The following is a 23,639-nucleotide window of genomic DNA, read 5'->3' as shown; positions in this document are numbered from 1 at the left end:
GAGCCTGCCATTACACACGCTGAAGGCGCTTCGGCAAGCCCCTTGGCCGCACTGCACCCGGGGGCAGTTAGGCGGTCATTCGCTCATGATCCACGTCAACATGCTGGAACCTCTAGGCTGTCTTGTCCGGTTAATATCAAATTGTTATCATCTGGGGTGGCGCAACTCACGTTGTTAGCGCTAACATGGTGTGAGCCCGGTCGCACTGCCGGGATGAATCGGAATACGCAGGAGGAAAAGATGGCACGGAATAACTGGGCTCGTCGAGCGGTAGCCACGTTTGGATCCCTCGCGCTCGTTGGCGCACTGGCAGCATGTGGCGGCAGCGGTGCCGGCGGTGGCGCGGGTGCCGAAGGCGAAAGCACGGCCCCGGAGGACATCCAGGTAGGCGTCGCAATGCCAACCGAAACCTCCGAGCGTTGGATCGCCGACGGTGAGGCCGTGAAGTCGCAGCTTGAAGAAGCCGGCTACGAGGTCTTCATGCAGTTCGCCAACGATGACATCCCGACCCAGCAGCAGCAGATCGACCAGATGATCACCAAGGGTGCAGACATCCTCGTGGTCGCTTCGATCGATGGCACCGCACTGTCCAACCAGCTGCAGGCAGCAGCAGACCAGGACATTCCGATCATCTCCTATGACCGCCTGATCAACGGCACCGAGAACGTCGACTTCTACGTCACCTTCGACAACTACAACGTCGGCGTGCAGCAGGCCACCTCGCTGCTGACCGGTCTCGGCCTGGTCGACGAGCAGGGCGAAAAGACCGGCAAGAAGGGGCCGCTGAATATCGAGCTCTTCGCCGGATCCGTGGATGACAACAACGCCCACTTCTTCTGGAAGGGCGCCATGGAAACCCTCAAGCCATTTATGGATGACGGAACCCTCGTGGTGAAGTCCAAGCAGACCAAGATCGAACAGGCAGCTACCCTGCGCTGGTCCCAGGAAGAGGCCCAGAGCCGCATGGAGGACCTGATCACCGCGCACTACGCCGGTGGCAAGACCAAGATCGACGGCATCCTCTCGCCATTCGACGGAATCTCCCGCGGCGTGCAGACCGCACTGACCAACGCCGGCTACGGCAAGTCCATCAAGGACGGCCTGCCGATCATCTCCGGCCAGGACGCCGAAATCGCTTCGGTGAAACTGATCGACGACGGCGTGCAGTACGCGACCATCTTCAAGGACACCCGCAAGCTGGCCTCCCAGGCAGTGACCGCAGTGAAGTCCTACGCCGAAGGCACCGAGCCGGAAGCCAACGACACCGAATCCTATGACAACGGCAAGAAGGTCGTCCCGTCCTTCCTGCTGGACTCCGACATCGTAACCGCCGATAACATCGAGTCGCTGCTCGTTGATTCCGGGTACTACACGGCCGAAGAGGTCAAGGCAGGACAGACCAAGTAGCAGCCGGTCTTCGCTGCGTCGGCGGGATCGCACCGCGCCCCGCCGACGCAGCAGCAGCGCTTCACGCAGTACACAGATCATGACAAGGACGGCTGCACTATGGACAGCACCATCCTGCAGATGCAGGACATCACCAAGACATTCCCCGGGGTCAAGGCCTTGGACGGAGTAAACCTTTCCGTCCAGCAGGGTGAAATCCACGCCATCTGCGGCGAAAACGGGGCCGGGAAATCCACCCTTATGAAGGTGCTTTCCGGCGTCTACCCCCATGGCAGCTATGACGGGAAAATCCTGTTCAACGGCCAGGAGCTGAAGGCCTCAAGCATCAAGGATTCCGAGGCCCAGGGCGTGGTGATCATCCACCAGGAATTGGCCCTCGTGCCCTATCTGTCGGTGGCCGAAAACCTCTTCCTAGGCAACGAGACCAAGCGCGGGGTATTCATCGACTGGAACGAAGCCAACCAGCGGGCGGCCAAGTTATTGGCCCGGGTGGGATTGGCCGAAACACCGGTCACCCCGGTAGGCCAGCTCGGCGTGGGCAAGCAGCAGCTGGTGGAGATCGCCAAGGCGTTGAATAAGGACGTCAAGCTGCTCATCCTCGATGAGCCTACGGCCGCGCTAAATGATGATGACTCCGCACACCTGTTGAATCTGTTGCGTGAACTGCGCGAGCAGGGAATCACCTGCATCATCATCTCGCACAAACTCGGCGAGATCGAAGATATTGCCAACAACACCACGATCATCCGTGATGGGCAGACCGTGGAATCCCTGGATATGGCCGACCCCGCCTCGACGCAGAGCCGCATCATCCAGGGCATGGTGGGCCGCGAACTGTCGGCACGCTACCCGGAACGCGAACCGGAGATCGGCCAGGTGGTCTTCGAGGTTCGCGACTGGACCGTACGCCACCCCACCCAGCACGATCGCATTGTCGTCGACAAGGCCTCGCTGGACGTGCGCGCCGGCGAAATCGTGGGCATCGCCGGGTTGATGGGCGCCGGACGCACGGAGCTGGCCATGAGCGTATTCGGCCACAGCTACGGCCGCGGGATCTCCGGCACCGTATTGATGGACGGGCGCAAGGTGGACACCTCCACCGTGGGCAAGGCCATCAAGGCGGGTATCGCCTACGTGTCCGAGGACCGCAAGAAGTTCGGCCTGAACCTCATCGAGGACATCCGGGTGAACACCACCGCCGCCGGGCTGGGAAAGATCTCCTCTGCCGGGTTCGTCAACGGCAATAAGGAAATCCAGATTGCCGAGCACTACCGCAAATCGATGCGGATCAAGGCACCGAGCGTACTGGCGAAAACCGGAAACCTCTCCGGCGGCAACCAGCAGAAGGTTGTCCTGGGCAAATGGCTGCATACCGCCCCCGAGCTGCTGATCCTGGATGAGCCGACCCGCGGAATCGACGTCGGCGCGAAATACGAGATCTACACGATCATCAATGAGCTGGCGGCCTCCGGCAAGGCGGTCCTGGTGATCTCCTCCGAACTGCCCGAATTGCTGGGTATCTGCGACCGCATCTACACCCTTGCCTACGGCCGGATGACCGGCCAACTCCCGCGAAGCGAAGCCACCCAGGAACGCCTCATGGAGCTTATGACCATCGAGAAGGAAAACGCCCGATGACACTGAAATCCGAGCTGAAAGACATTTTCACCAAGAATCTGCGCACCAGCGGCATCTATATCGCCTTCGTGCTCATCGTGGTGCTGTTTACCATCATGACCGACGGGTTGCTGCTCAGCCCGATCAACCTGACAAATATCATCCTGCAGTACTCCTACGTGCTGATCTTGGCCTTGGGCATGATCATGGTCATTGTCGCCGGGCATATCGACCTCTCGGTCGGCTCGCTCGTGGCGCTGACCGGCGCGGTCTCCGCGGTATTGGTCATCAAAACCGGGGCCCCGTGGTGGGTAGGCATTCTCGCCGCGGTAGCGGTGGGCGCGCTGTGCGGCGTGTGGCAGGGATTCTGGGTGGCTTATGTAGGCATTCCGGCTTTCATCGTCACCTTGGCCGGCATGCTGCTCTTCCGCGGGTTGACCTATGAGGTGCTGAACAACGTTTCGCTTTCCCCCTTCCCTGGCGAATACCAGGAGGTGGCCGGTGGCTTCCTCAATGGCTTGCTCGGCGGCTACGGCTTCGACATGTTCACCGTGCTCATCGGTGTGGTCGCGGTGGCCGGTTTGGTTTGGTCCCAGTATTCCACCCGCCGTGGACGCGTGAAGTTCGGCCAGGACGTCGAGTCGATGGCCATGTTCATCGCGAAGAACGCGCTGGCCGCCATCGTGATCCTCTGGTTCTTCTGGCAGATCTCCATCAGCCGCGGCATGCCGATTGTGCTGATGATCCTGGGCGTGCTGGTGATCGGCTACCACGTGCTGACCACGCGGACCGTCTTTGGCCGCCACATCTACGCGATCGGTGGCAACCTCTCGGCCGCGCGCCTTTCCGGCGTGAACGTCAAGAAGGTCAACTTCTGGATCTTCGTGAATATGGGCATGCTCGCCGGTATCGCCGGTGCGGTGTTCTCCTCGCGTTCCAACGGGGCGCAGCCCGGCGCGGGCAATATGTTTGAGCTTGATGCAATTGCCGCCTGTTTCATCGGTGGCGCCTCGACCACCGGTGGTGTGGGCCGGGTGACCGGCGCGATTGTCGGTGGCCTGGTGATGGCGGTGCTCTCCAACGGCATGCAGCTGATGGGTGTTGGCGCTTCCACGCAGCAGATCGTCAAGGGCCTGGTGCTGCTGCTCGCGGTGGCCTTCGACATCTACAACAAGCGTCGCGCGGGCGAAGCTAGCTAAATGTGGCAGACCCTTCCGCCGGTTGACTGGGCTAGTCCCGCAAAACACCGGCGGGAGGGTTTCGTTATGCGCTCAACAACGCATGGTGACGAGGAAAAGAAGACATGAGAACGAAGCAGAGCCAAGTACTGCCTACCGCGAACGGGCAGCTGATCAACCTGGAAGCCCACGGGTACAGCGCACAGATTGCCAGTGTGGGAGCCACGGTGGTGAGCTTGGAATACCGGCAGCGGCCGCTGGTGCGTGCCTTCGATCCGCAGCAATTGCGCCCGGTGTATTCCGGCGCGATCCTCGCGCCCTGGCCGAACCGGGTGATCGACGGACGCTATCGCTGGAACGGCACAGAGCTGCAGCTTCCGCTCAGCGAGGTGCCCCGTAGGCATGCGCTGCACGGGCTGGTGTTTTCCAGTGATTTCTCGATCCTCAGCCAGAGCGATGACCGCGTTGAGCTCCAGGTTTTGGTGCCGAAGCAGGAAGGGTATCCCTTCGCCTTGCTGCTGAACGTGAGCTACCAACTTGAAGCGACCGGGCTGCGCAGCACGATCAACGCGAGGAACCTCGGCACGGAACATGCCCCATATGGTTTCGGCTCGCACTGCTACCTGGTGGCCCCGGGACGAAGCGTGGATGACTGGCTGCTGGAAGTCCCCGCCGACCTGGTGCAGCAGGTGAGCGGCGAACGGCTGCTCCCGCAGGAAGTTGTGGCCGTGGAAGACGCAGAGTTGGACTTCCGTACACCGCGGCGCATCGCGCAAACCTTCGTGGACCATGCATTCACCGGGCTGCGATCGCACTCCGGGGAACAGTTCCGCGTGAAGCTCACCGACGTTAATGGCGTTGGCAGCTACCTGAGCTGGGATGAAAAATGCCCTTGGGTCCAGGTGCACACCGCGGATCAAGTAGATCCGCAGCTGCACCGCACCGGACTTGCGGTGGAACCCATGAGCTGCCCGCCGGGAGCCTTCAACGATGGGACCGGCGTGATCAGCCTGGCCCCCGGCGCCAGCCATCACGCCTCGTGGATCATCGGTGCGCTGCATCCAGCCTGATTAGCCATGTGCAGTCCCGCCATCGCCTCACCTAGCCACTACTGGAGTAGCACCATGCCACAGGGCACACAGCACAACGAGTCGCAGACCGCGCATCGGATCCACCACCTGGCCGACGGCCGTGAAGCGATCTTCTTCGCCGACCGCGGGCACCGCATTCCAGAGCAGGTCACCGATCAGCGCGCCCTGGATCCGCGCGGGGAACCCGGCGAGCTGCGCTACGACCGGCTGACCGGAGATTGGGTGGCCGTGGCCGCCCACCGGCAGACGCGCACGTACCTGCCGCCGAAGGAAGAATGCCCGCTATGCCCCAGCACGGGCACTCGGCACAGCGAGATTCCGGCCAGCGAATTCGACGTCGTAGTTTTCGAAAATCGTTTCCCTTCGCTCGGCCCGGCCCTGGGCGAGATCCCAACGCCAGATGAGGCAGCGGCGCTGCCCGAAGCGCAGATCCGGGCCGTGGGGCGCTGCGAGGTAGTGGTATTCACCCCGGATCATGACGGATCCTTCGGATCCCTGGGAGATGACCGGGCGCGCACCGTCATCGACGCGTGGGCACAGCGCACCGCCACCCTCTCGGCGATGCCGGGAATCAAACAGGTTTTTGTCTTCGAGAATCGGGGACAGGATATCGGGGTGACCCTGCACCATCCGCACGGCCAGATTTATGCCTACCCCTATGTGAGCCCGACGGCGGAAAAAATGGCTGCGCAGGCCCGCAAGCACCTGTCCGATACCGGGAAGGACTTGCTGGGGGAGATCCTGGACTCCGAGCTTGCCGACGGCTCGAGAATCGTAGCGCGCGGCGAGCATTTCTCGGTATTCGTCCCCTATGCGGCCCGCTGGCCCTTGGAAGCACATCTGGTCCCGCACCGGCACGTCCCTGACCTCGCCGCATTGGACGAAGCAGAAAAAGCCGAACTGGCGATCATGTACCGCGACCTGATGCGACGCTTCGACGGGCTCTATGACACGCCCACCCCATATATTGCAGCTTGGCACCAGGCACCGCTGAACGACGCGGACCGGGCGGCCTCACGCCTGCACCTGCAGTTGACCAGCCCACGCCGCGCCGCCGACAAGTTGAAGTTCCTTGCAGGCTCCGAGGCCGCCATGGGCGCGTTCATCAATGACGTTCCCGCCGAGCAGACCGCGGCCCGGCTGCGCGAGGTGACGCCTTGAGCACCAGCGACAGCAAGGAAACGGCACGGCGCATCGCAAAGCTGCGTGAGAAATTCGTGAAGATCTATGGGCATCACCCCGAAGGGATCTGGCGCGCGCCGGGACGGGTGAACCTGATCGGGGAGCACACCGACTACAACCTCGGCTATGTGCTGCCCTTCGCCATCGACAAAAACGCGCTGGTCGCGGTGCGGCGCAAGTCGCAGCTCGAACCTGAGGCCAATGTGCTGGACTTCGCCTCCACCTTTGGGCAGGGTGAAACCCCGGCAGTCACCTCGGTGAAGCTGGATGAACTGGCACCCGGGTCGGTGCCCGGGTGGGCGGCCTATCCGGCCGCCGTACTCTGGGTATTGAACCAGCTGGAGGGACTCGAGCTTTCGGGGCTCGAACTGCTGGTGGATTCGGATGTTCCGGTCGGCTCCGGGCTCTCTTCCTCGCACGCGCTGGAAGTGGGCACCATCGTGGCGCTCAACGACCTCTACAAGCTGGGGCTGGCCGAGACGGAAATGGCCCGGCTGACCCAGCGTGCCGAGAACGAATTTGTGGGCGCCCCCACCGGGATCATGGACCAGAGCGCCTCGCTGATGTCCCACGCCGGCCACGCATTGTTTCTCGATTGCCGAAGCATGGAATCCGAAGCGGTGCCGCTGCCGCTGCTGGAACAGGATGCGGTGGTGCTGGTGATCGACACCAAGGTGGAGCATTCGCACGTTGACGGTGGATACGCCGCCCGCCGGGACAGCTGCGAGCAAGCCGCCGCGGGACTGGGCGTGGCTTCGCTGCGCGAGGTCAGCAGCGTGGCCGAGCTTGAAGCACTAGAAGATCCGCTGGTGCGGCGACGCGCGAAGCACATCGTGACCGAGAACCAGCGGGTACTGGACACCGTGCGCGTCTTGCGCGAAGGTAATTTGAAGGCCGTGGGCAAGCTGCTCTACCAGTCCCATGAATCCATGCGTGATGACTATGAGATTTCCAGCGTAGAGCTGGACGTAGCCGTGGAAGCGGCCATGGCGGCCGGGGCGATCGGCGCGCGGATGACTGGTGGAGGGTTCGGCGGCAGCGCGATCGCACTGATTTCCGTGCAGCAGATTGCTCCGGTCAGCCAGGCGGTAGAGACCGCTTATGAACGGGCCGGGTACGCGCGGCCCGCCATTTTTACCGTGATTGCAGACGAGGGAGCAGGCAAAGCATGAGTTGGCTAGTGACCGGCGGAGCCGGATATATCGGATCGCATGTGGTGCGCTCGCTGACTCGGGCGGGACTGGAGCCGGTGATCGTGGACTCGATGTCCAGCGGTGTCCGCGGATTTGTGCCAGAAGAGGTGCCCTTCTATTCGGTGAGTGTGCTGCAAACCGAGAAACTCACCGAAATCATGAAACGGCACGAGATCTCCGGGGTGATCCACCTGGCCGGCTACAAGTACGCCGGGGAGTCGGTTAAGCATCCGCTGCTGACCTTCGAGCAGAATGTCACCGGCACGGCGCACCTGCTCGAAGCCATGGAGCATGCCCGGGTGCAGAATATGGTGTTCTCCTCCTCGGCCGCCGTGTACGGCACCCCGGATGAGGACCTCGTCACCGAGGCGACGGGCACCTTGCCAGAATCCCCGTACGGGCAGAGCAAGCTGATCGGTGAGTGGCTGATCCGCGACCAGGCGGTGGCCCACGGATTGCGGCATACCTCGCTGCGCTACTTCAACGTGGTCGGTTCGGGAAGCGAAGAACTCTACGATGCCAGCCCGCACAATCTGTTCCCGCTGGTTTTTGCCGCGCTGAACGCGGGCAAGGTCCCGAAGATCTTCGGCACGGACTACAACACGGCCGATGGCACCTGCGTACGGGATTACGTGCATGTGGCCGACCTGGCTCTGGCGCATGTCGAAGCGGCCAAGAAGCTGGCGGCCGGAGAAGAGCTGGAACCGGTCTACAACTTGGGTTCCGGCGACGGGGTCTCGGTACGCCAGATCATGGATGCGGTGGCCCGGGTGACCGGCGAGGAGTTCACCGCCCTGGAAGAAGCCCGCCGGCCGGGGGATCCCGCGAGGATTGTCGCCGATGGCAAATTAGCCGCCCGGGACCTGGGCTGGCAGATGCGCCACAGCCTGGATCAGATGGTGGACAGTGCCTGGCGGGCCTCGGCGCATCGGCGCTGAGCAGGTGCTTACCTAGCTCGCGCTCGCCGGGAGCGGTTCGGGCGAATCGAGTTCCGCATGGGTATCCACTCGAACGCCGTCCAGGTAGGTTCCAAGCACCTCGACGGTACACAGTTCCTCGGGGGAGATCGCCAGCGGATCTGCCGCGAAGACGGAGAGGTCTGCTGGCATGCCCAGAGTCAGGCGCCCGCCGGTCGTGCCGGTGCTTTCATAGACGTTGGCGGTGTAGCCTTCCAACGCCTCTCGTGCCGAGAGCCGGTGGCGTGGTTGTGCGCTGTCGCTGTCGGGCACCTCGGTACGCCGGCGGGTCTGCGCATCGGCCATGATCAATCGCGGGTCAAAGGGGGCGATAGGCCAGTCGGAGCCCAGCGCCAGCACCAGCCCGGCGTCCTTGACGTCGCGCAGCCGGAATGCGAACTGCGCGCGGCGCTCACCGAGGCGCCGGGACCAGGCGTCCGAGCCGTCGGCGCGCACAAAATGGGTGCAATGCGTAGGCTGCATGCTGATGGTTGCGCCCGAGGCCTGCAGCCGGGCGAAGTCCTCATCATTGATTTCTTCCAAATGCTCAATGCGGTGCCGTAATCCATCCTTGGGCAGGGCGGCAATCGCCGAAATGACAAAACCGATGCCCCGATCCCCAATGGCATGCGTGGTGGTGGTAATTCCGGCAGCGGCTAGCGCGTTGAGATTCCTGAGGTACTGCTTCGGATCCAAATACAGTGAATCCGTGGATTCGCCTTCGGTATCCGGTTCGTAGAGCCACGCGGTGCCGTTGTCCACGGTCCCGTCAATCATGAGCTTTGCGCCGCGCACCTGCCAACGCCGGCCGTGTTGTCCCTGGAGGTCGATGATCCGTTCCAGCGCTTCGGCGCCGTCGCTCGCCATCAGCCAGGGTGCAATCCGCAGCTTGATGGGCAGTTCGCCGTACTGTTCGAGGCGCCGGAAGACCTCTAGGGAATCGGGGTCGGCAAAATCGAGCATTTCTCCGCCGGTCAGTCCGCTGGCGGCCATCTCGCGCAGCAGCCGGTAGACGGCGTGCACCTTGTCGTCAATGCTCAAAACGGGCAGGGAGCTCTCGACAAGCGCCATGGCAGCAAACTCCCGCAGGAAGCCGGTGGGATTGCCCTGCAGGTCAACCACGACGCTGGAACCGTCGGTAAAGCTTTCCGTGCCGCTGATGTCCGCAAGCTGAAGCATTGCCTGCGAAGCGAGAGCCGAATGGGCATCGAAGCAGGTGACGTAGCTTGAACGGCCGGGTGCTGCCGCTTCGAGAAACTGCCCGTTGGGTTCGGCCGATCCGAAGATCGCCACATTCAGCCCATGTCCCAAAAGGATCTGATCGGATTCTCGCGTGCGTGCATACTCAGCGAAAAGGTGGGTCGCTTCTTCCACGGTTCGGGCATCGCCGAGGAAAATTCCGCGGGTGACAGACTGACCGAAAACCGGGTGGATATGCGCATCGACGAGCCCCGGGGTGATGGCGGCATCGCCGTGGTCGATAATTTCCGTATCGGCGGTGAGCCAATCCCGCGACTGGTCACGGTTGCCGAGATGCGAGATCACTCCGTCGGTGATTCCCAGTGCGGTTATTTCCTGCTCCTGAGTCAGCGTGTGTATGGTCGCTGCGTACAGCACCGTCTGGGGTCCGTGCATGGTTTCACTCCAAGATATTAATAGTGTTAATTATTTTTGAGTCTAACCTCGGAACCACCGAGTGTCCATGGTTGGATGGAGGTGGAATTGTCGAAGAATCGGGATGGTCTGAATGTCGCAACGAGTCGCCGGCCGGCCGGCCACGCCAATCCTGTCGCAGCAGGGAATTGTCGATGCCGCTTTCGCCCTGCTTCAAGACGTGGGGCCGGAAGAATTTTCCATGGGGCGGCTGGCCCGCGCCTTGGATGTGCGGACACCGGCGCTGTATAACCACGTGGAAAATCGGCAGCATCTGGTGAACCTGATGCGTCGAGACATGGTGCGTTCCATCGACCGAAGCATGCTTGCCGACCTGCCCTGGACCGAAGCGCTCTTCCACTTTGCGGTGTTATTCCGCGAAGCCTTGCTCCGTGTTCCCGCAGCCGTTGAGTTGATTGTCGCTACACCGATCTCCGAAGAGTCCGAATCGGGAGTGATCTACGAAGAGATGGGACGGCTCCTGCGCCGTGCAGGTGTTGCCGTGCCAAGAATCTTGATGGTGATGGTGGCCATTGAGTCGCTGGTGGTCGGCGCTGCATTGGACATCGTGGCACCCGGCGCGCATGTCGCCGCGCTACCCGAGCAGGGCGGTAAAGACGGTGGCAGCAGCCACGGGGAAGTCATGGAAAGCGGGGAAAAATATGCGCGGCAGGCTCGATCCACGGTCAGCGATCAATCCTTTGAATTTGGGCTACGTGCCATGATTGCTGCCATCGAGCGGGAAGTCGCCCAGCCTTAGTCTCGGTCGGGTTGAGCTGTCGCCATGTTTCAAACAAATTAATCTTATAAATTTCTTTTGAACATCGAGGTTGACTGAATGGGCTTCTTCGAGTTTTCCGAGTGATCAAAAAGTTCCAAGTCATTCTGCCTAAGTTGGCCGTAATTGCAGGGCTCAACTCGTTCTCCCGGTCGATCTCATGAGCTTTGAACGCCTTGCTGGCCACCATGCCCCCCTTGCTAATGGTGAGGCCTATCACTACATTAAGTGAACGGTCTTCATTATTTTCGATGGTGCGCCTTCGCGTGCTGGAAAGTCCGTCGCTTCACGCGATGGCAGCAGCGGGGCACCTGCAGAGAGGTAACGGTCATGAAACAGGCTCAGCAATATACGGAGGGCGTGACGGAGGCACCCACGCAGATGAACCGGGTACTAGGGCTTCCAAACCTCGTGCTCTTCGGCATGGTCTACATGGTGCCGCTGACGATCTTCAGTACCTATGGAATCGTCACGGAAATTACCGGCGGGCGGTTGCCGGTGGCCTATCTAATTACCCTGATAGCTATGCTGTTCACCGCCCGTTCCTACGGGCTGATGTCACGGGCATTTCCCGTCGGGGGTTCGGCGTATGTTTATGCGCAGCGGTCATTCGGTTCAAATATCGGGTTCATGGCCGGTTGGGCATTGCTGCTTGACTACCTCTTTTTACCCATGATCAACTACCTGCTCTTGGGGATCTACCTCAACGAGTTTTTCCCGTCGATACCTCCGTGGGCCTTCATGCTGGCCGGGATGGCGCTGGTTACCGTGCTGAACATTATCGGCATCGTCTCGGTGGCCCGGACAAATATCGTGATCATCGGCTTCCAGTTCCTGTTCATCATCCTCTTCATCGGATTTTCCCTCGCGTACCTGCGGGGTCAAGCCACGGTAGATCTGTTTGCGCCCCTGCGGGGGACCGGGGACCCGGGTGGCTTTGCTCCGCTTGCCGCGGGAGCGGCAATTTTGTGTCTCTCGTTCTTGGGGTTCGATTCAATCACGACTTTCGCGGAAGAGGCGCGCAATCCCAAGCGGGATTTGCCAAGGGCCATCGTGCTCACCACTCTGATCTGCGGATTTCTGTTCGTGGTGCTGGCCTACGTCTCGCATCTTGTCTACCCCAGCCACGAATTTACGAACGCTGATTCCGCTTCCATCCAAGTTGTCTTCGCAGTCGGCGGGCAATTCCTGTCGATCTTCTTCACGGCTGGTTTCATTTGCGGTGCAATGGGTTCTGCCTTGGTATCGCAGGCATCGGTGTCACGGATCCTCTACAGCATGGGCCGCGACGGGGTGCTGCCGCGCCGAGTATTCGGCTATCTTCATCCGCGGTTCAAGACTCCAACATTTGTCATCCTGATCGTTTCCGCCGTCTCACTCACCGCGCTTTTTGCCAGCCTGGAAATGGTGTCCGCCATGATTAGCTTCGGAGCGCTGGTGGCGTTTTCGGCAGTAAACCTCTCGGTCATCAAATATTTCTTCTTGGCCCACCGGCACCGCGGATTGGCAGCCACAATTAATTATCTGGTGCTGCCGCTCATTGGCGTGGCGCTGACTATTTGGTTGTGGACCAGCCTCAGCGCATTGTCCTTGACGTTCGGTCTGGCCTGGATCGTTCTGGGGCTGGGATATCTCGCCTATGTAACCGGTGGATTCAAGCGAAAGGCGCCGATGCTGGATCTTGCCGAGTAAGTCTTACCTGGTAGGCCCGATTCTTCGGGCTCATGCCAGGAGGAAGCCCTGCCGCCGGCCTACAGGTCCACAGCGTTGGCGAGTACGGGCAGTTGCCTTCGAGCGTGCGCGACCTGATCCAGATCAAGGTCAACTACCAGCAGCTGCGGTTCTGTGCCCGCCTGGGCAATGATCCGGCCCAAGGGATCCACCACCACGGAATGCCCGACTCCCAATGGTGCGGTGCCCGTAACCTGCCGGCCAATGCTGGCAGGGTCGGCCTGGTCAACGGCCACCACAAAAGTCGTGGAATCCAGGGCTCTGGCCTGAGCCAGAGTGGTCCACTGTTCGGCCTTGCCCTCGCCCTGGCCCCAGGAAGCGGCGATGATATTAACCTTGGCTCCCGCCCGGGCATGGTGGACGAACAATTGGGGGAATCGCAGGTCATAGCAGGTGGCCAGTCCGACAATGGTGCCCTGGTGGTCAAACTGCACCGGAGTGTTTCCGGCGGTCACGGTATCCGACTCGGAAAAACCGAAGGCGTCGTAGAGGTGGATCTTGTCGTAGTGCGTATCGACACCAGTGCCTGCGACCAATAAGGTGTTCCGCACCCGGCCTTCTTGCCCCGGGGTGAACATGCCCACGGCGATGGTGATGCCGATGTCGCGGGCCTGCTGGCGGACTAACGTAGCCCACGGGCCGTCTAAACGCTGGGCAAAGTCGGCTAGCGGGTGGCCAAAGGACACCTGCATGGCTTCGGGAAAGACCACCAATGTCGCGCCGGCTGCTTTCGCTTGCCGCGCATGATCACGGATGGTCACTAAGTTTCGCTGCGGATCTGCGGTGCTCAATACCTGAGCCAATGCGATTCTCATGGTGGGCTAGTCCTTCCTCGCCAAATACTGGAAATACCCTACGCTCGAAACTCTACGCAGTAGCGGTGATAAGCGGCAACGGGTGGGAGAGCTGAGCGGTTGAACAGCCAGTGCGGATGAATGCTCCGGGTTTAACCCGCGGAGCTCAGCACTATAAGTTCGCCATCTGCTGTTCTTCGCGGCCCTTGGAAACAGAATAGATGTCTCGTTGACGTTCGCCGTCGACTTGAGCGGCCAAGGCATCCAACTCGTTCATTGACAGTTCGGAGAGCCGAATGTTCAGCGCCTCCAAGTTGTCATCAAAATGGGCACGGAAGCGGGTGCCCGGAATTGGTGAAACGGTCACGCTGTGGCGGTCAGCCTGCTCGTAGACCCAGCTCAGCGCCACCTGCGCCGTGGAGAATCCTTCACGTTCGGCCACGGCCTCGATGACCTTTCGCAGCCGCAGATTCCGCTCCATGCTCGTTGGTTCGAAGCGTGGGAAATTATGCCGGATATCGCCGGACTCCAACTGCTCCAGCGAGTCCACCTGTCCGGTGAAGTAGCCGCGGCCCAGCGAGGCATAGGGCACCAAACCGACCCCGAGCTCGCATGCCGTCGGAAGCAGCCAGCGCTCAATATCCCGGCTGAAGATCGAGTACTCCATCTGAATTGCGGTGATCGGGTGGATTTGATGTGCCCGACGAAGCTCGTTGGAGGTTACCTCGGATAATCCGATGTGTTTGATCTTGCCGGCTTGAACCAGTTCAGCGTAGGCTCCGACGGTCTCCTCGATCGGCACGCGGCTATCCACCCTGTGGTAGTAGTACAGGTCCACTTCGTCGACACCGAGTCGTTGCAGGCTCGCATCGAGGCAGTCCTTGATGAAGGCCGGATCGCCATTGGCTCGTGGATCGCCCGGGTTTTTTGGGCGAACAATGCCAGCCTTGGTGGCCAGCGTAACTTCATCGCGGCGCGTCTTGAGCACCCGGGACAGCAGGGACTCATTATGTCCCTCGCCGTAGATGTTGGCGGTGTCGAGGAAAGTAACTCCTCTATCGATGACGTGATTTAGGGTGCGCAGAGATTCGTCATCCTCGGCCGGGCCATAGGGTCCGCTGAGTGACATGCTCCCGAACCCTTGACCGGTTATCTGCAGTCCTTGCCCGAGCTCGATGGTGCCTACCTTGATGTCCTGTGCCATGCGAATCCCTCATGTCTGCATTGTTATCTATTATCGAGCCTAACGAAGAGGTCCTAAGTATGACGTCAAAACGGGTTGATTGTTTAGATTCGTTAACTTGCCTCTATGCGACACGCCGAGAATAAATTGCCCCTGATATGGGCGAAGAGACTGAGTCTCAAAAGAGGTCGATCATCTCAGAGTAAAGTTTTTGCCATGGTCCCTGCGGTGCGTGAACGAGTGCGCGAGAAGATGAAGGTCGAGTTGGCAGAACAGATCTATACCCTGTTCGCCGAGCGAGGACTGGAGAACGTTACCGCGCAGCAAGCCGCTCAATCAGTGGGCATTTCCCGGGCCACCTTCTTCAGGTATTTCTCCTCGAAGGAAGATGCGGTGATCACCGCCCTAGGTTCGCTGAATGTGCATTTTTCTGAAGCGTTGGCGTCCATGGCCTCTCATCCCGGAGAAAGCCTGCTGGAACTTTTGCGCCGAAGCTTTGAATCGACGGTCGTGGCCGCAGAACAAGACCCAGAAGCCCTACGGGGACGAATTCAGCTGGTGTGGGGGAGTCCCGCGTTGCGCGCCAGCTGGCAAGAATTTAGACGTGAGCAGCAGGCTTCCCTGGCGCAGGCATTATCGTCATTTTGCGCCAACGTTCGTCGGGCGGAAACCTCTGCGCTGCTGGCCATGGCGCTCTATGACCACGCGTTAGTTCGCTGGGTTAGCGCGCCCGAAGAAAGCTTGCGCGAAATCCTAGATGAAGCATTCGACTTTGCCGCCATGATCGATGATCAGTGGGCCGGCGCGAAATAGCTTCCGCAGTGGGGCTACGGCAGGCGAAGAACTTTTATTCAGCACTTGAGCGACTGCGCGGCATCAATATCGCTTGACGACGCCGGGTGGAACCACGCGCCGAAAGTGACGATCCCAAACGCCACGCAAATATTGCGGACTTCGCACGATCCCCGGGGCCATGCAGGGCTTCCAAGGTGATTAACCAGTTCTCGGTAACCCAGCCAAGCATTGGCACGATCAGCCACTACACCGAGCCTTGTAAGGTCCGGTTGGCGCGGAAGAAGCCAGCGACAATTAATGCCCGGGCGGCAGGCATTTAGGTAGGGGGGGCAGACCGGTTGCGCGTCATTGAGCGCTGCGCGACCCGAAAGCCTTATTCCGCAACGGCGACCAGCTGCCGGCCCAGCTCGCGGGCGGCTTCCTGCAACTCCGGCACGGCTGATTTGATAAAGGCTTCGTCTACACGGGTGACTGGCCCGGAGACCGAGATGGCCATCGGAGTTGGTGCCCCCGGGACCGGCACGGCGATGCATCGGACGCCGAGTTCCTGTTCTTCTTCATCGATGGCGTACCCGCGCTCGCGGGTGGCTTCAACATCGGTAAACAGCTTGCCCAAGGTAGTAATGGTATTGGCCGTTTTTGGCGGCATTCCGGCCTGGGCGACCAAGCGCTGTACGCGCTCATCATCCAGTACCGAAAGCACCGCCTTGCCGACTCCCGAATTGTGGAGCATGGCGCGCCGGCCTACCTCGGTGATCATCCGCATTGAGTGGGGGGACTGCGCCTGGGCAATATAGGTGACCATGTCGCCGTCGAGTACCGCAATATTGGCTGATTCGCCCAGCTTGCCTACCAGCTCCTTGAGTACCGGGGAGGCCAAGGCGCCAAGTTGGCGATTGGCCACTTCGCCCAGGCGGATCAGCCGCGGGCCCAGCGAGTAGCGGCGGTTGGGCAGCTGGCGGACATAGCCGACGCCGACCAAGGTGCGCAGCAGGCGATGGATGGTGGGCAGCGGCAGGGGAGTGTCTGCGGCCAGCTCGCTGAGCGCCGCCTCGCCTCCGGCGCGGGCGATGACTTCCAGAAGTTCAAAGGCTCGTTCAACGGACTGAACTCCACCGGTAGTGGACTTGCTGGCGGTCTGCGTCATCTGCTGCTCCTTCTAGGGTACTGATTTTGGAAGTAGCTTACGTTTTAGTTCTACGATGCGAAATCCTAGCCCCAAGAATACCCCGAAAATCCCATTTTCTTCCACGATCCGAAAATAGTGGATAAAAAATCGTGCTTCAGCACACAAAAGCCTCTTGCATTTTCATTTTGAGGATAATAGTATCCACTATACGGAAAACTTTTACAGGAGGATCTGATGGCAGCACCAAGCCCGGGATATTCATTGACGCTTCGCGTAGAGACCCCAGCATCGATAACCGCGACCAGTGAACTGGCTGCGGCAGTAGGCTCGGCCGGTGCGCACATCACGGCCTTGGACGTCACCGAATCGCACCATACCCACATGGTGGTCGACGTTTCCTGCAACACCACCGACGTCGCCCACGGCGACACGGTTCGCGATGCCCTGAACAATCTTGACGGGGTGAATGTCCGCAACGTGTCGGACCGCACCTTCTTGATGCACCTTGGCGGAAAGCTCTCGGTGACGCCCAAGGTGGCGCTGCGCAACCGCGATGACCTCTCCCGGGCCTATACCCCGGGTGTTGCCCGCGTCTGCATGGCAATCGCAGAGAATCCGGCAGATGCCCGAAACCTCACGATCAAGCGCAATACCATCGCCGTGGTCACCGACGGTTCGGCCGTCCTGGGGCTGGGCAATATCGGCCCGGCCGCCGCTTTGCCGGTGATGGAAGGCAAGGCCGCGCTGTTCAAGCAGTTCGCCGACGTCGATGCCTGGCCGGTCTGCCTCGACACCCAGGACACCGACGAGATCGTCAACATCGTCAAGGCACTAGCCCCCGTCTACGGCGGGGTTAATCTCGAAGACATCGCCGCCCCGCGCTGCTTCGAGATCGAGGCCCGCCTGCGCGAGGAGCTGGACATCCCGGTCTTCCACGACGATCAGCACGGAACCGCCATCGTGACGCTGGCCGCCCTGGTCAATGCGGTGAAGGTAGTGGACAAGAAGCTTGCGGACCTGCGCATCGTGGTTTCCGGTGTCGGCGCCGCCGGCAACGCCATCATCCAGCTGCTCAAGGCGCGCGGTGCAAGCAATATCGTCGCCTGCGGGCGCAACGGAGCGATCAACCGCAACGAACAGTACACCGATGCGCACCGGACCTGGTTGGCCGAGAACACCAACCCGGAGAACTTCACCGGAACGCTGAAGCAGGCCGTAGTCAATGCCGATGTGTTCATCGGGGTTTCGGCACCGAATGTCCTGGACGAAGAAGATATCGCCGCGATGAACGAACGCGCGATCGTCTTCGCCATGGCCAACCCGGATCCCGAAGTGGATCCTGCGGTTGCCGGTCGCCACGCGATGGTGGTCGCCACCGGGCGCAGCGACTTCCCGAACCAGATCAACAACGTGCTGGCCTTCCCCGGATTCTTCCGCGGATTGCTCGACGCTGGCGTTGCCGATATAACCGACGCCATGCTCTTAGCCGCGGCAGATGCCATCGCCGCCCGGGTTGCGCCGGAAGAGCTGAATCCCGGGTTTATTGTCCCTTCGGTCTTTGACCCGCTGGTAGCCGGGAACGTGGCGGCAGCGGTGGTCCAAGCAGCCGGAAAGCAGTAAAACCCACACGTAAATATTGTCGCTGGAACACGACACTGACAGGTTAAGGAGCACCATGACCATCTCAATTACACGAATCCCAGAGGTAAGCGGCGCGGAAGCGATCCTCAGCGCCGAGGCGCTGGCATTCATTGAAAAGCTGCACGAAAAGTTCGCCGGCACGCGCAACGAGCTGCTGGAAGCACGCGGTGAGCGCCGCCAGCAGTTCTCCAAGGCACGCGCCATCGACTTCGACCCGGAAACCGAGACTGTGCGCACCGGGGACTGGAAGGTCGCCGAGGCCCCTGCAGCCCTGCGCGACCGCCGCGTGGAGATCACCGGCCCGGCAAGCCCGGCCAAAATGGCCATCAACGCGCTGAACTCAGGGGCCAAGGTCTGGCTTGCGGACCTGGAGGACGCCTCGACGCCGAGCTGGTCCAATGTCATCGACGCGATCGCCAACCTGAACGCGGCGGCCCGCGGGGAGCTGTCCTTCACCTCGCCGGAGGGCAAGACCTACGCGTTGCGCACCGACGCGGCACGCGCGGTTGTTGTGGTCCGCCCCCGCGGCTGGCACCTGCCGGAGAACAATGTGCTGATCGACGGCAAGCCGGCGATCGGTGCGCTGGTCGACTTCGGCCTGCACTTCTTCCATAACGCCAAGGTGCTGGCAGAATCGGGCCAGGGCCCGTTCTACTACCTGCCGAAGATGGAGCACTACCTGGAGGTGCGCCTCTGGAACGAGGTGTTCACCTTCGCACAGGCCGAGCTCGGCATCGACTACGGCACCGTGCGCGCCACGATGCTCATCGAAACGATTCCCGCGGCCTTCCAGATGGAAGAGTTCCTCTACGAACTGCGCGACCACGTCTCGGGCCTGAACGCCGGACGCTGGGATTACCTGTTCTCCATCATCAAGACCTTCCGCGAGGCGGGAGACGCGTTCATCATGCCGGACCGCTCGGCCGTGGCCATGACCGCGCCGATGATGCGCGCCTACACCGAGCTGCTGGTGAAGACCTGCCACAAGCGCGGGGCCTTCGCCATGGGAGGCATGGCCGCCTTCATCCCGAACCGCCGCGAACCAGAGGTCACCGCAGCGGCCTTCGCCAAGGTCCGCGAAGACAAGAACCGCGAAGCCACGGACGGCTTCGACGGCTCCTGGGTTGCCCACCCGGACCTGGTGGAAATCTGCAAGGAAATCTTCGACGGCGCATTGGGCGATAAGCCAAACCAGATCGACCGCCAGCGTCCAGAGGTTGAGGTCACCGCCGCGCAGTTGCTCGACGTGGCCAGCGCCCCGGGCGAGGTCACCGAGGCTGGCGTCCGCGCCAACCTGTACGTCGCGGTGAACTACGTGGCCGTGTGGCTTTCGGGCAATGGCGCGGTAGCCATCCACAACCTGATGGAAGATGCCGCGACCGCGGAGATCTCCCGCTCGCAGATCTGGCAGCAGATCCGCAACGAGGTCGTGGCCGCCGACACCGGCAACACCATCACCACGCAGTTGGTCTCCACGATCCTCGCCGAAGAGGTTGAGCGTCTGCGTTCCGAAGTGAACAACGAGGAGCAGTTCGCCGCCTTCTACCAGCCGGCAGCCGAGCTGATCGCGAAGCTGACCAGCGGCAAGGATGAGGACTTCGCTGACTTCTTGACCACCCCAGCGTACGAACTATTGGATAAGGAATTCGTGACCAAGCCATGAGCAATCTCTTCGATGAGTCAACCCTAGCGGCCGTGGAAGCGCGGCTGGCCGACACCGACAGGCTCCTCGCCCACGGCTACCCGGGGGAGAGCGGAGCGCGCCAGCCGGTGCACACCGTGTATGTTCCAGGGGACCGGTTCACCGGCGAGCTTACCGCGCAGTGGGGCGCCGCAGCCCTCGCGGTCGCCGGCGGTGCCGCGGGACTCGGCGAGCTGGCGGCCACGCTGGGACTCGCCGAGCCCGAGCGGCTCGGTGCCTTGGTGGCGGCCAAGCTAGAGGTTGAACCCATCGAAGATTTGCGTCTCGACTTCGAGGATGGCTACGGCAACCGGCCGGACGCCGAGGAGGACGCGCACGCACTAGCCGCCGCCGACTCGGTATCCGCCGCCGTAGCCGCCGGGCAGGCTCCGGCCTGTCTGGGCATCCGCTTCAAATGCTTCGAGGCCCCTACCCGGGCCCGCGGCATCCGCACCCTGGATCTATTCATCTCCCGGCTGCTTGAAAACGGTCCGCTGCCCGCCGGGCTGCGGCTGACCCTGCCCAAGGTCAGTACCGTGGCTCAGGTCGAGGCGATGGTGTTCCTCGCCGAGAAGCTGGAGCAGAACCATGGCCTCGAAGCCGGAGAGATCCGCTTCGAGGTGCAGGTAGAGACGCCGCAGGTGATCATCGCGGCCGACGGAAGCCACCCGGTGGCGCAGCTGATCCACGCTGGCCAAGGCAGAATTTCCTCCCTGCACTACGGCACCTACGACTACTCGGCCTCCCTTGGCGTCGCAGCCGCCTACCAATCGATGGAGCACCCGGTCGCCGACTTCGCCAAGGACGTCATGCAGGTGGCGGTCGCGGGCACCGGGGTGGAGCTATCGGACGGCTCCACCAACATCATTCCGGCCGGAGACCCGGAGAATATTGCGGCGGCCTGGGCTCTGCATGCCCGACTGGTGCGCCGCCACCTGGAACGCGGGATCTACCAGGGCTGGGATATGCACGCGAATCAGCTGCCCACCCGCTACCTGGCCACCTTCGCCTTCTTCCGCGAAGGATTGCAGGCCGCAGCGACGCGGCTGCGCAACTACGTCCACCGGATCGACTCGGCCATCATGGACGAACCGGCCACCGCGCGAGCCCTGGCCCGCTATATCCACCGCGGCGTGAGCTGCGGTGCGGTGGGCGAAGAAGAAGTCCAGGAACTAGCCCAAATCACAACCGCCGAACTCGAAGCAATCGCGCTAAACCGTTCACATGCCTAGGAGGAACATCATGACCGCAGCAGCCGCACAAAAAGCCGCGTACTACACCAACTTCGGCGGCCACCCGCCGCAAACCGACCTGTTGACCGATCGCGCGATCGTCACCGAGGCCTACACGGTCATTCCCAAGGGGGTGCTGCGCGATATCGTCACCAGCGTGTTCCCCGAATGGTCCAGCACCCGCGCCTGGGTGCTGAACCGCCCGGTGGCCGGGGGAGCCACCACCTTCGCCCAGTCGATTCTCGAAGTCTCTCCCGGCGGAGGAGCGGCCAAGCCGGAACCACAGGCCGAGGTGTCGGGCTTCATTTTCGTGCTGGGCGGCGAATTGACCCTGGTGATCGAGGGCCAAGAGCATGTGCTCGCCGATGGCGGCTACGCCTACCTGCCGGCCGGAGCCAGCTGGTCCGCACGCAACGACGGCGCCGAGGTGGCGAATTTCCACTGGATCCGCAAGCGCTACGAGCCGGTGGCCGGCGTGGCGGCACCGGGGCCGGTAGTGGGCAACGAACGCGACGTGGAACCGGGCGAGATGCCGGGCACCGACGGCAAATGGCGCACCACCCGGATGCTCGACCCGAATGACATCGCCTTCGACTTCGGGGTGAATATCGTGACCTTCGAGCCGGGAGCCTCGATTCCCTTCGCCGAAACCCACGTGATGGAACATGGCCTGTATGTCCTGGAAGGAAAGGGCGTCTACCGCTTGAACGGGGACTGGGTCGAGGTTGAAGCCGGGGACTACATGTCCCTGCGCGCCTTCTGCCCGCAGGCTTGCTACGCCGGAGGGCCGAGCAACTTCCGCTACCTGCTGTACAAGGATCAGAACCGCCAGGTCGCGTTGTAGGGCATTAAAGAACGCTGGCTGCGGAACTCGTTGAGTTCCGCAGCCAGCGTGAGCCTTGGGCGTGCCGGAGAGAAGTTCCGGGTGCGCGTGGGGCTTGCTACCAAGCAGGCAGGGCCGGGATCGGACCATCTGCCTCAATGTGCCGCGACTGGCCGCGGGCGAGCCATTCGATGAGGCCTTCGCGGTCCGAGCGGACCTTCAGCGCGCCGTCGCCGATAACCCATTCGTCGCCTTCTTCGGTGACCAGCGTCATGCCCGGGGCGTTCTTCACGCGCATGGTGCGTACCGCGGCCTCCACGGCGTTTTCTTGTGAATCCGGGTCCGCCTCCTCGATGGTCCAGGCGGTGTCCAGATCGTGGTGGTGGATGACGATCTCCGCGATCCGAAGCGCCACGATGGAGGTCGCCGGGATGATCTTGCCGTGCAGATCCACCTCTTCGACCGCTAGCTCGCCGGTGAGACGCTCGGACTGCTCGGCAAAGAACGTTGCCGCGTCGCGGAAACCCGCGAGCAGTTCTTCGCGGGGCAAGGCGGCAAGCTCGGCGATTTCTGCGTTGCGCGCCTCGGTGGACGCATAAAGCTGCTGCGGTTCGCCGGTAATGGCCCAATCGATGAGCTTGACCAGGGTGCGGCCGTTGGATGCGAGGTGGGCGATGACATGCGCTCGGCTCCAGCCCTCGCAGAGAGAATCGGCGGCCAACTCATCGGCGGACAGGGTGTCAATCGTGGCCATCATCATCGAGGTTTCACGGTTGAGTCGGGAGAGGTCTGAATGCAATCGGGCGGTGTTGATCATGCTGTCACCCTACCAATGGGTGGTTTGAAAATGACTCGGAAAACCGATCTATATCGAACGAGTATCGCCGTACCCGTCAGAAGTTTCAGTGCTTGGAGCCTAGCGCTGCAGCTGGATTTGAGTATAAGAAGTCGAAGTTTCAGGAGTAGGGGCTGATGAGTTCATACGCTTCGGTATTGCAATTGAAATTCAGAATCAGACGTACCAGTCCGCCGATCTGGCGCAGGGTTTTGGTTCCAGGTTCGATGCGGCTGGACCAATTGCATCAGGTGATTCAGTACAGTTTCGGTTGGTACGACGCGCACCCGCACCAGTTTGAGCTCAATGGTGTTAATGGGGTGAGCTTCGGTCCGGCTGGTTCCGAGATTAGATCCGATGTTGATGAGTCCACGGTATGCCTCGACGAACTGCTAAGTCATGGGCAGGGCAAGCTCGATTACGTCTATGACTTCGGTGACTACTGGGAAGTCCGTATCGAGCTGGAAGGACTGCCACCGGTCGACGCTGGCCCGTTGCCGCGGTGCATTGGCGGGCGCAGGATGGCTCCGCGGGAAGACTCGGGAGGGCCGCTTGGGTGGGCCATGGTGATCGAAGCGCTGAAGGACCCGGATCATCCGGATCAAGCGGAGTACCGAAAATGGCTCTTCCTGCGCGACGGTGAGCAGTTCGATGCTTCGCTTTTCGACAAGCAGCGCGTCAACGAAATGTTTGAGTATGCCCGCTAGCTGCTGACCGGACACATTGAGCCAGTCAGGTAA

The 23,639-nt window shown here is 61.5% G+C and carries 20 protein-coding genes; 15 read left to right on the top strand and 5 right to left on the bottom strand.

All coding sequences use genetic code 11. The features are described from left to right. Positions 1-240 precede the first annotated feature (240 nt). The 7 genes from chvE (at position 241) to galE (ending at position 8,606) form a co-directional block, all read left to right on the top strand. A complete protein-coding gene (chvE, locus tag CQ015_RS09460) occupies positions 241-1,407 on the top strand; it encodes a multiple monosaccharide ABC transporter substrate-binding protein (RefSeq protein WP_105553990.1) in 1,167 nt (388 codons plus the stop codon). Positions 1,408-1,506: 99 nt separating this feature from the next. Then, a complete protein-coding gene (gene mmsA / locus CQ015_RS09455) occupies positions 1,507-3,045 on the top strand; it encodes a multiple monosaccharide ABC transporter ATP-binding protein (protein ID WP_105553989.1) in 1,539 nt (512 codons plus the stop codon). Further along, on the top strand, positions 3,042-4,223 hold the full coding sequence (gene mmsB / locus CQ015_RS09450; RefSeq protein WP_105649998.1) for a multiple monosaccharide ABC transporter permease: 1,182 nt from the start codon (positions 3,042-3,044) through the stop codon (positions 4,221-4,223). Before mmsA ends, mmsB begins: the two co-directional genes overlap by 4 nt. Before the next feature lie 104 nt (positions 4,224-4,327). Beyond that, complete coding sequence (locus CQ015_RS09445) at positions 4,328-5,272, top strand: aldose 1-epimerase family protein (protein WP_105649997.1); 945 nt, start codon at positions 4,328-4,330, stop codon at positions 5,270-5,272. A gap of 54 nt (positions 5,273-5,326) precedes the next feature. After that, positions 5,327-6,454 (top strand): galactose-1-phosphate uridylyltransferase, encoded by a 1,128-nt coding sequence (galT, locus tag CQ015_RS09440; RefSeq protein ID WP_105649996.1) that lies wholly within the window; start codon positions 5,327-5,329, stop codon positions 6,452-6,454. Then, positions 6,451-7,647, top strand: a complete 1,197-nt coding sequence (galK, locus tag CQ015_RS09435; RefSeq protein ID WP_105649995.1) for a galactokinase — start codon at positions 6,451-6,453, stop codon at positions 7,645-7,647. The genes galT and galK overlap by 4 nt, the downstream gene beginning before the upstream one ends. Next, a complete protein-coding gene (gene galE, locus CQ015_RS09430; protein WP_105649994.1) occupies positions 7,644-8,606 on the top strand; it encodes a UDP-glucose 4-epimerase GalE in 963 nt (320 codons plus the stop codon). The genes galK and galE overlap by 4 nt, the downstream gene beginning before the upstream one ends. Before the next feature lie 12 nt (positions 8,607-8,618). Here galE and CQ015_RS09425 read toward each other — a convergent pair whose 3' ends face one another. Then, positions 8,619-10,259 carry an amidohydrolase gene (locus CQ015_RS09425; protein ID WP_105649993.1) on the bottom strand — a complete coding sequence of 547 codons (1,641 nt, stop codon included), beginning with the start codon at positions 10,257-10,259 and terminating at the stop codon, positions 8,619-8,621. Between the two features lie 112 nt (positions 10,260-10,371). Between CQ015_RS09425 and CQ015_RS09420 the strand changes: the two genes are divergently transcribed. Both CQ015_RS09420 and CQ015_RS09415 read left to right on the top strand, forming a co-directional pair. Further along, positions 10,372-11,037 carry a TetR/AcrR family transcriptional regulator C-terminal domain-containing protein gene (locus CQ015_RS09420; protein ID WP_105649992.1) on the top strand — a complete coding sequence of 222 codons (666 nt, stop codon included), beginning with the start codon at positions 10,372-10,374 and terminating at the stop codon, positions 11,035-11,037. Between the two features lie 348 nt (positions 11,038-11,385). Beyond that, positions 11,386-12,747 (top strand): APC family permease, encoded by a 1,362-nt coding sequence (locus tag CQ015_RS09415; protein ID WP_096255233.1) that lies wholly within the window; start codon positions 11,386-11,388, stop codon positions 12,745-12,747. A 59-nt stretch (positions 12,748-12,806) separates the two neighbouring features. Here the strand turns inward: CQ015_RS09415 and CQ015_RS09410 are convergent, their stop codons facing one another. Next, positions 12,807-13,601: a carbon-nitrogen hydrolase family protein gene (locus CQ015_RS09410; RefSeq protein WP_105649991.1), complete on the bottom strand. Its 795-nt coding sequence runs from the start codon at positions 13,599-13,601 to the stop codon at positions 12,807-12,809. 151 nt (positions 13,602-13,752) lie between these two features. Beyond that, positions 13,753-14,784 carry an aldo/keto reductase gene (locus CQ015_RS09405; protein WP_105649990.1) on the bottom strand — a complete coding sequence of 344 codons (1,032 nt, stop codon included), beginning with the start codon at positions 14,782-14,784 and terminating at the stop codon, positions 13,753-13,755. A 105-nt stretch (positions 14,785-14,889) separates the two neighbouring features. Between CQ015_RS09405 and CQ015_RS09400 the strand changes: the two genes are divergently transcribed. Beyond that, positions 14,890-15,576 carry a TetR family transcriptional regulator gene (locus tag CQ015_RS09400; protein WP_105649989.1) on the top strand — a complete coding sequence of 229 codons (687 nt, stop codon included), beginning with the start codon at positions 14,890-14,892 and terminating at the stop codon, positions 15,574-15,576. A gap of 355 nt (positions 15,577-15,931) precedes the next feature. Here the strand turns inward: CQ015_RS09400 and CQ015_RS09395 are convergent, their stop codons facing one another. Next, complete coding sequence (locus tag CQ015_RS09395) at positions 15,932-16,705, bottom strand: IclR family transcriptional regulator (protein ID WP_105553964.1); 774 nt, start codon at positions 16,703-16,705, stop codon at positions 15,932-15,934. A gap of 216 nt (positions 16,706-16,921) precedes the next feature. Here CQ015_RS09395 and CQ015_RS09390 point away from each other — a divergent pair, with 216 nt between their 5' ends. Genes CQ015_RS09390 through CQ015_RS09375 form a run of 4 tightly spaced genes read left to right on the top strand, consistent with a single transcriptional unit; the run spans position 16,922 to position 22,085 of the window. Next, positions 16,922-18,307, top strand: a complete 1,386-nt coding sequence (locus CQ015_RS09390) for an NAD-dependent malic enzyme (protein ID WP_105553963.1) — start codon at positions 16,922-16,924, stop codon at positions 18,305-18,307. A 55-nt stretch (positions 18,308-18,362) separates the two neighbouring features. After that, on the top strand, positions 18,363-19,991 hold the full coding sequence (aceB, locus tag CQ015_RS09385; protein WP_105649988.1) for a malate synthase A: 1,629 nt from the start codon (positions 18,363-18,365) through the stop codon (positions 19,989-19,991). Continuing rightward, positions 19,988-21,241, top strand: coding sequence for a DUF6986 family protein (locus tag CQ015_RS09380; RefSeq protein ID WP_105649987.1), 1,254 nt, complete (start codon positions 19,988-19,990; stop codon positions 21,239-21,241). The genes aceB and CQ015_RS09380 overlap by 4 nt, the downstream gene beginning before the upstream one ends. Positions 21,242-21,251: 10 nt before the next feature. Next, complete coding sequence (locus CQ015_RS09375; RefSeq protein ID WP_105553960.1) at positions 21,252-22,085, top strand: bifunctional allantoicase/(S)-ureidoglycine aminohydrolase; 834 nt, start codon at positions 21,252-21,254, stop codon at positions 22,083-22,085. Positions 22,086-22,182: 97 nt separating this feature from the next. Here CQ015_RS09375 and CQ015_RS09370 read toward each other — a convergent pair whose 3' ends face one another. Next, positions 22,183-22,881, bottom strand: a complete 699-nt coding sequence (locus CQ015_RS09370) for a maleylpyruvate isomerase family mycothiol-dependent enzyme (RefSeq protein ID WP_096282702.1) — start codon at positions 22,879-22,881, stop codon at positions 22,183-22,185. Positions 22,882-23,036: 155 nt separating this feature from the next. Between CQ015_RS09370 and CQ015_RS09365 the strand changes: the two genes are divergently transcribed. Then, positions 23,037-23,606 (top strand): plasmid pRiA4b ORF-3 family protein, encoded by a 570-nt coding sequence (locus tag CQ015_RS09365; RefSeq protein WP_105649986.1) that lies wholly within the window; start codon positions 23,037-23,039, stop codon positions 23,604-23,606. The last annotated feature ends 33 nt before the right edge of the window (positions 23,607-23,639 follow it).

Source organism: Arthrobacter sp. MYb221 (genome assembly GCF_002979835.1).
Classification (GTDB): domain Bacteria; phylum Actinomycetota; class Actinomycetes; order Actinomycetales; family Micrococcaceae; genus Glutamicibacter.
This window is presented reverse-complemented; position numbering and strand designations above follow the sequence as displayed.

Coding starts and splice junctions, on each gene's coding strand:
- CQ015_RS09420 (WP_105649992.1), top strand. CDS start 10,372: ATGTCGCAACGAGTCGCCGGCCGGCCGGCCACGCCAATCCTGTCGCAG.
- CQ015_RS09390 (WP_105553963.1), top strand. CDS start 16,922: ATGGCAGCACCAAGCCCGGGATATTCATTGACGCTTCGCGTAGAGACC.
- CQ015_RS09400 (WP_105649989.1), top strand. CDS start 14,890: ATGCGACACGCCGAGAATAAATTGCCCCTGATATGGGCGAAGAGACTG.
- CQ015_RS09370 (WP_096282702.1), bottom strand. CDS start 22,881: ATGATCAACACCGCCCGATTGCATTCAGACCTCTCCCGACTCAACCGT.
- mmsB (WP_105649998.1), top strand. CDS start 3,042: ATGACACTGAAATCCGAGCTGAAAGACATTTTCACCAAGAATCTGCGC.
- CQ015_RS09395 (WP_105553964.1), bottom strand. CDS start 16,705: ATGACGCAGACCGCCAGCAAGTCCACTACCGGTGGAGTTCAGTCCGTT.
- CQ015_RS09445 (WP_105649997.1), top strand. CDS start 4,328: ATGAGAACGAAGCAGAGCCAAGTACTGCCTACCGCGAACGGGCAGCTG.
- CQ015_RS09380 (WP_105649987.1), top strand. CDS start 19,988: ATGAGCAATCTCTTCGATGAGTCAACCCTAGCGGCCGTGGAAGCGCGG.
- CQ015_RS09425 (WP_105649993.1), bottom strand. CDS start 10,259: ATGCACGGACCCCAGACGGTGCTGTACGCAGCGACCATACACACGCTG.
- CQ015_RS09415 (WP_096255233.1), top strand. CDS start 11,386: ATGAAACAGGCTCAGCAATATACGGAGGGCGTGACGGAGGCACCCACG.
- chvE (WP_105553990.1), top strand. CDS start 241: ATGGCACGGAATAACTGGGCTCGTCGAGCGGTAGCCACGTTTGGATCC.
- CQ015_RS09365 (WP_105649986.1), top strand. CDS start 23,037: ATGAGTTCATACGCTTCGGTATTGCAATTGAAATTCAGAATCAGACGT.
- CQ015_RS09410 (WP_105649991.1), bottom strand. CDS start 13,601: ATGAGAATCGCATTGGCTCAGGTATTGAGCACCGCAGATCCGCAGCGA.
- galT (WP_105649996.1), top strand. CDS start 5,327: ATGCCACAGGGCACACAGCACAACGAGTCGCAGACCGCGCATCGGATC.
- CQ015_RS09405 (WP_105649990.1), bottom strand. CDS start 14,784: ATGGCACAGGACATCAAGGTAGGCACCATCGAGCTCGGGCAAGGACTG.
- aceB (WP_105649988.1), top strand. CDS start 18,363: ATGACCATCTCAATTACACGAATCCCAGAGGTAAGCGGCGCGGAAGCG.
- CQ015_RS09375 (WP_105553960.1), top strand. CDS start 21,252: ATGACCGCAGCAGCCGCACAAAAAGCCGCGTACTACACCAACTTCGGC.
- mmsA (WP_105553989.1), top strand. CDS start 1,507: ATGGACAGCACCATCCTGCAGATGCAGGACATCACCAAGACATTCCCC.
- galE (WP_105649994.1), top strand. CDS start 7,644: ATGAGTTGGCTAGTGACCGGCGGAGCCGGATATATCGGATCGCATGTG.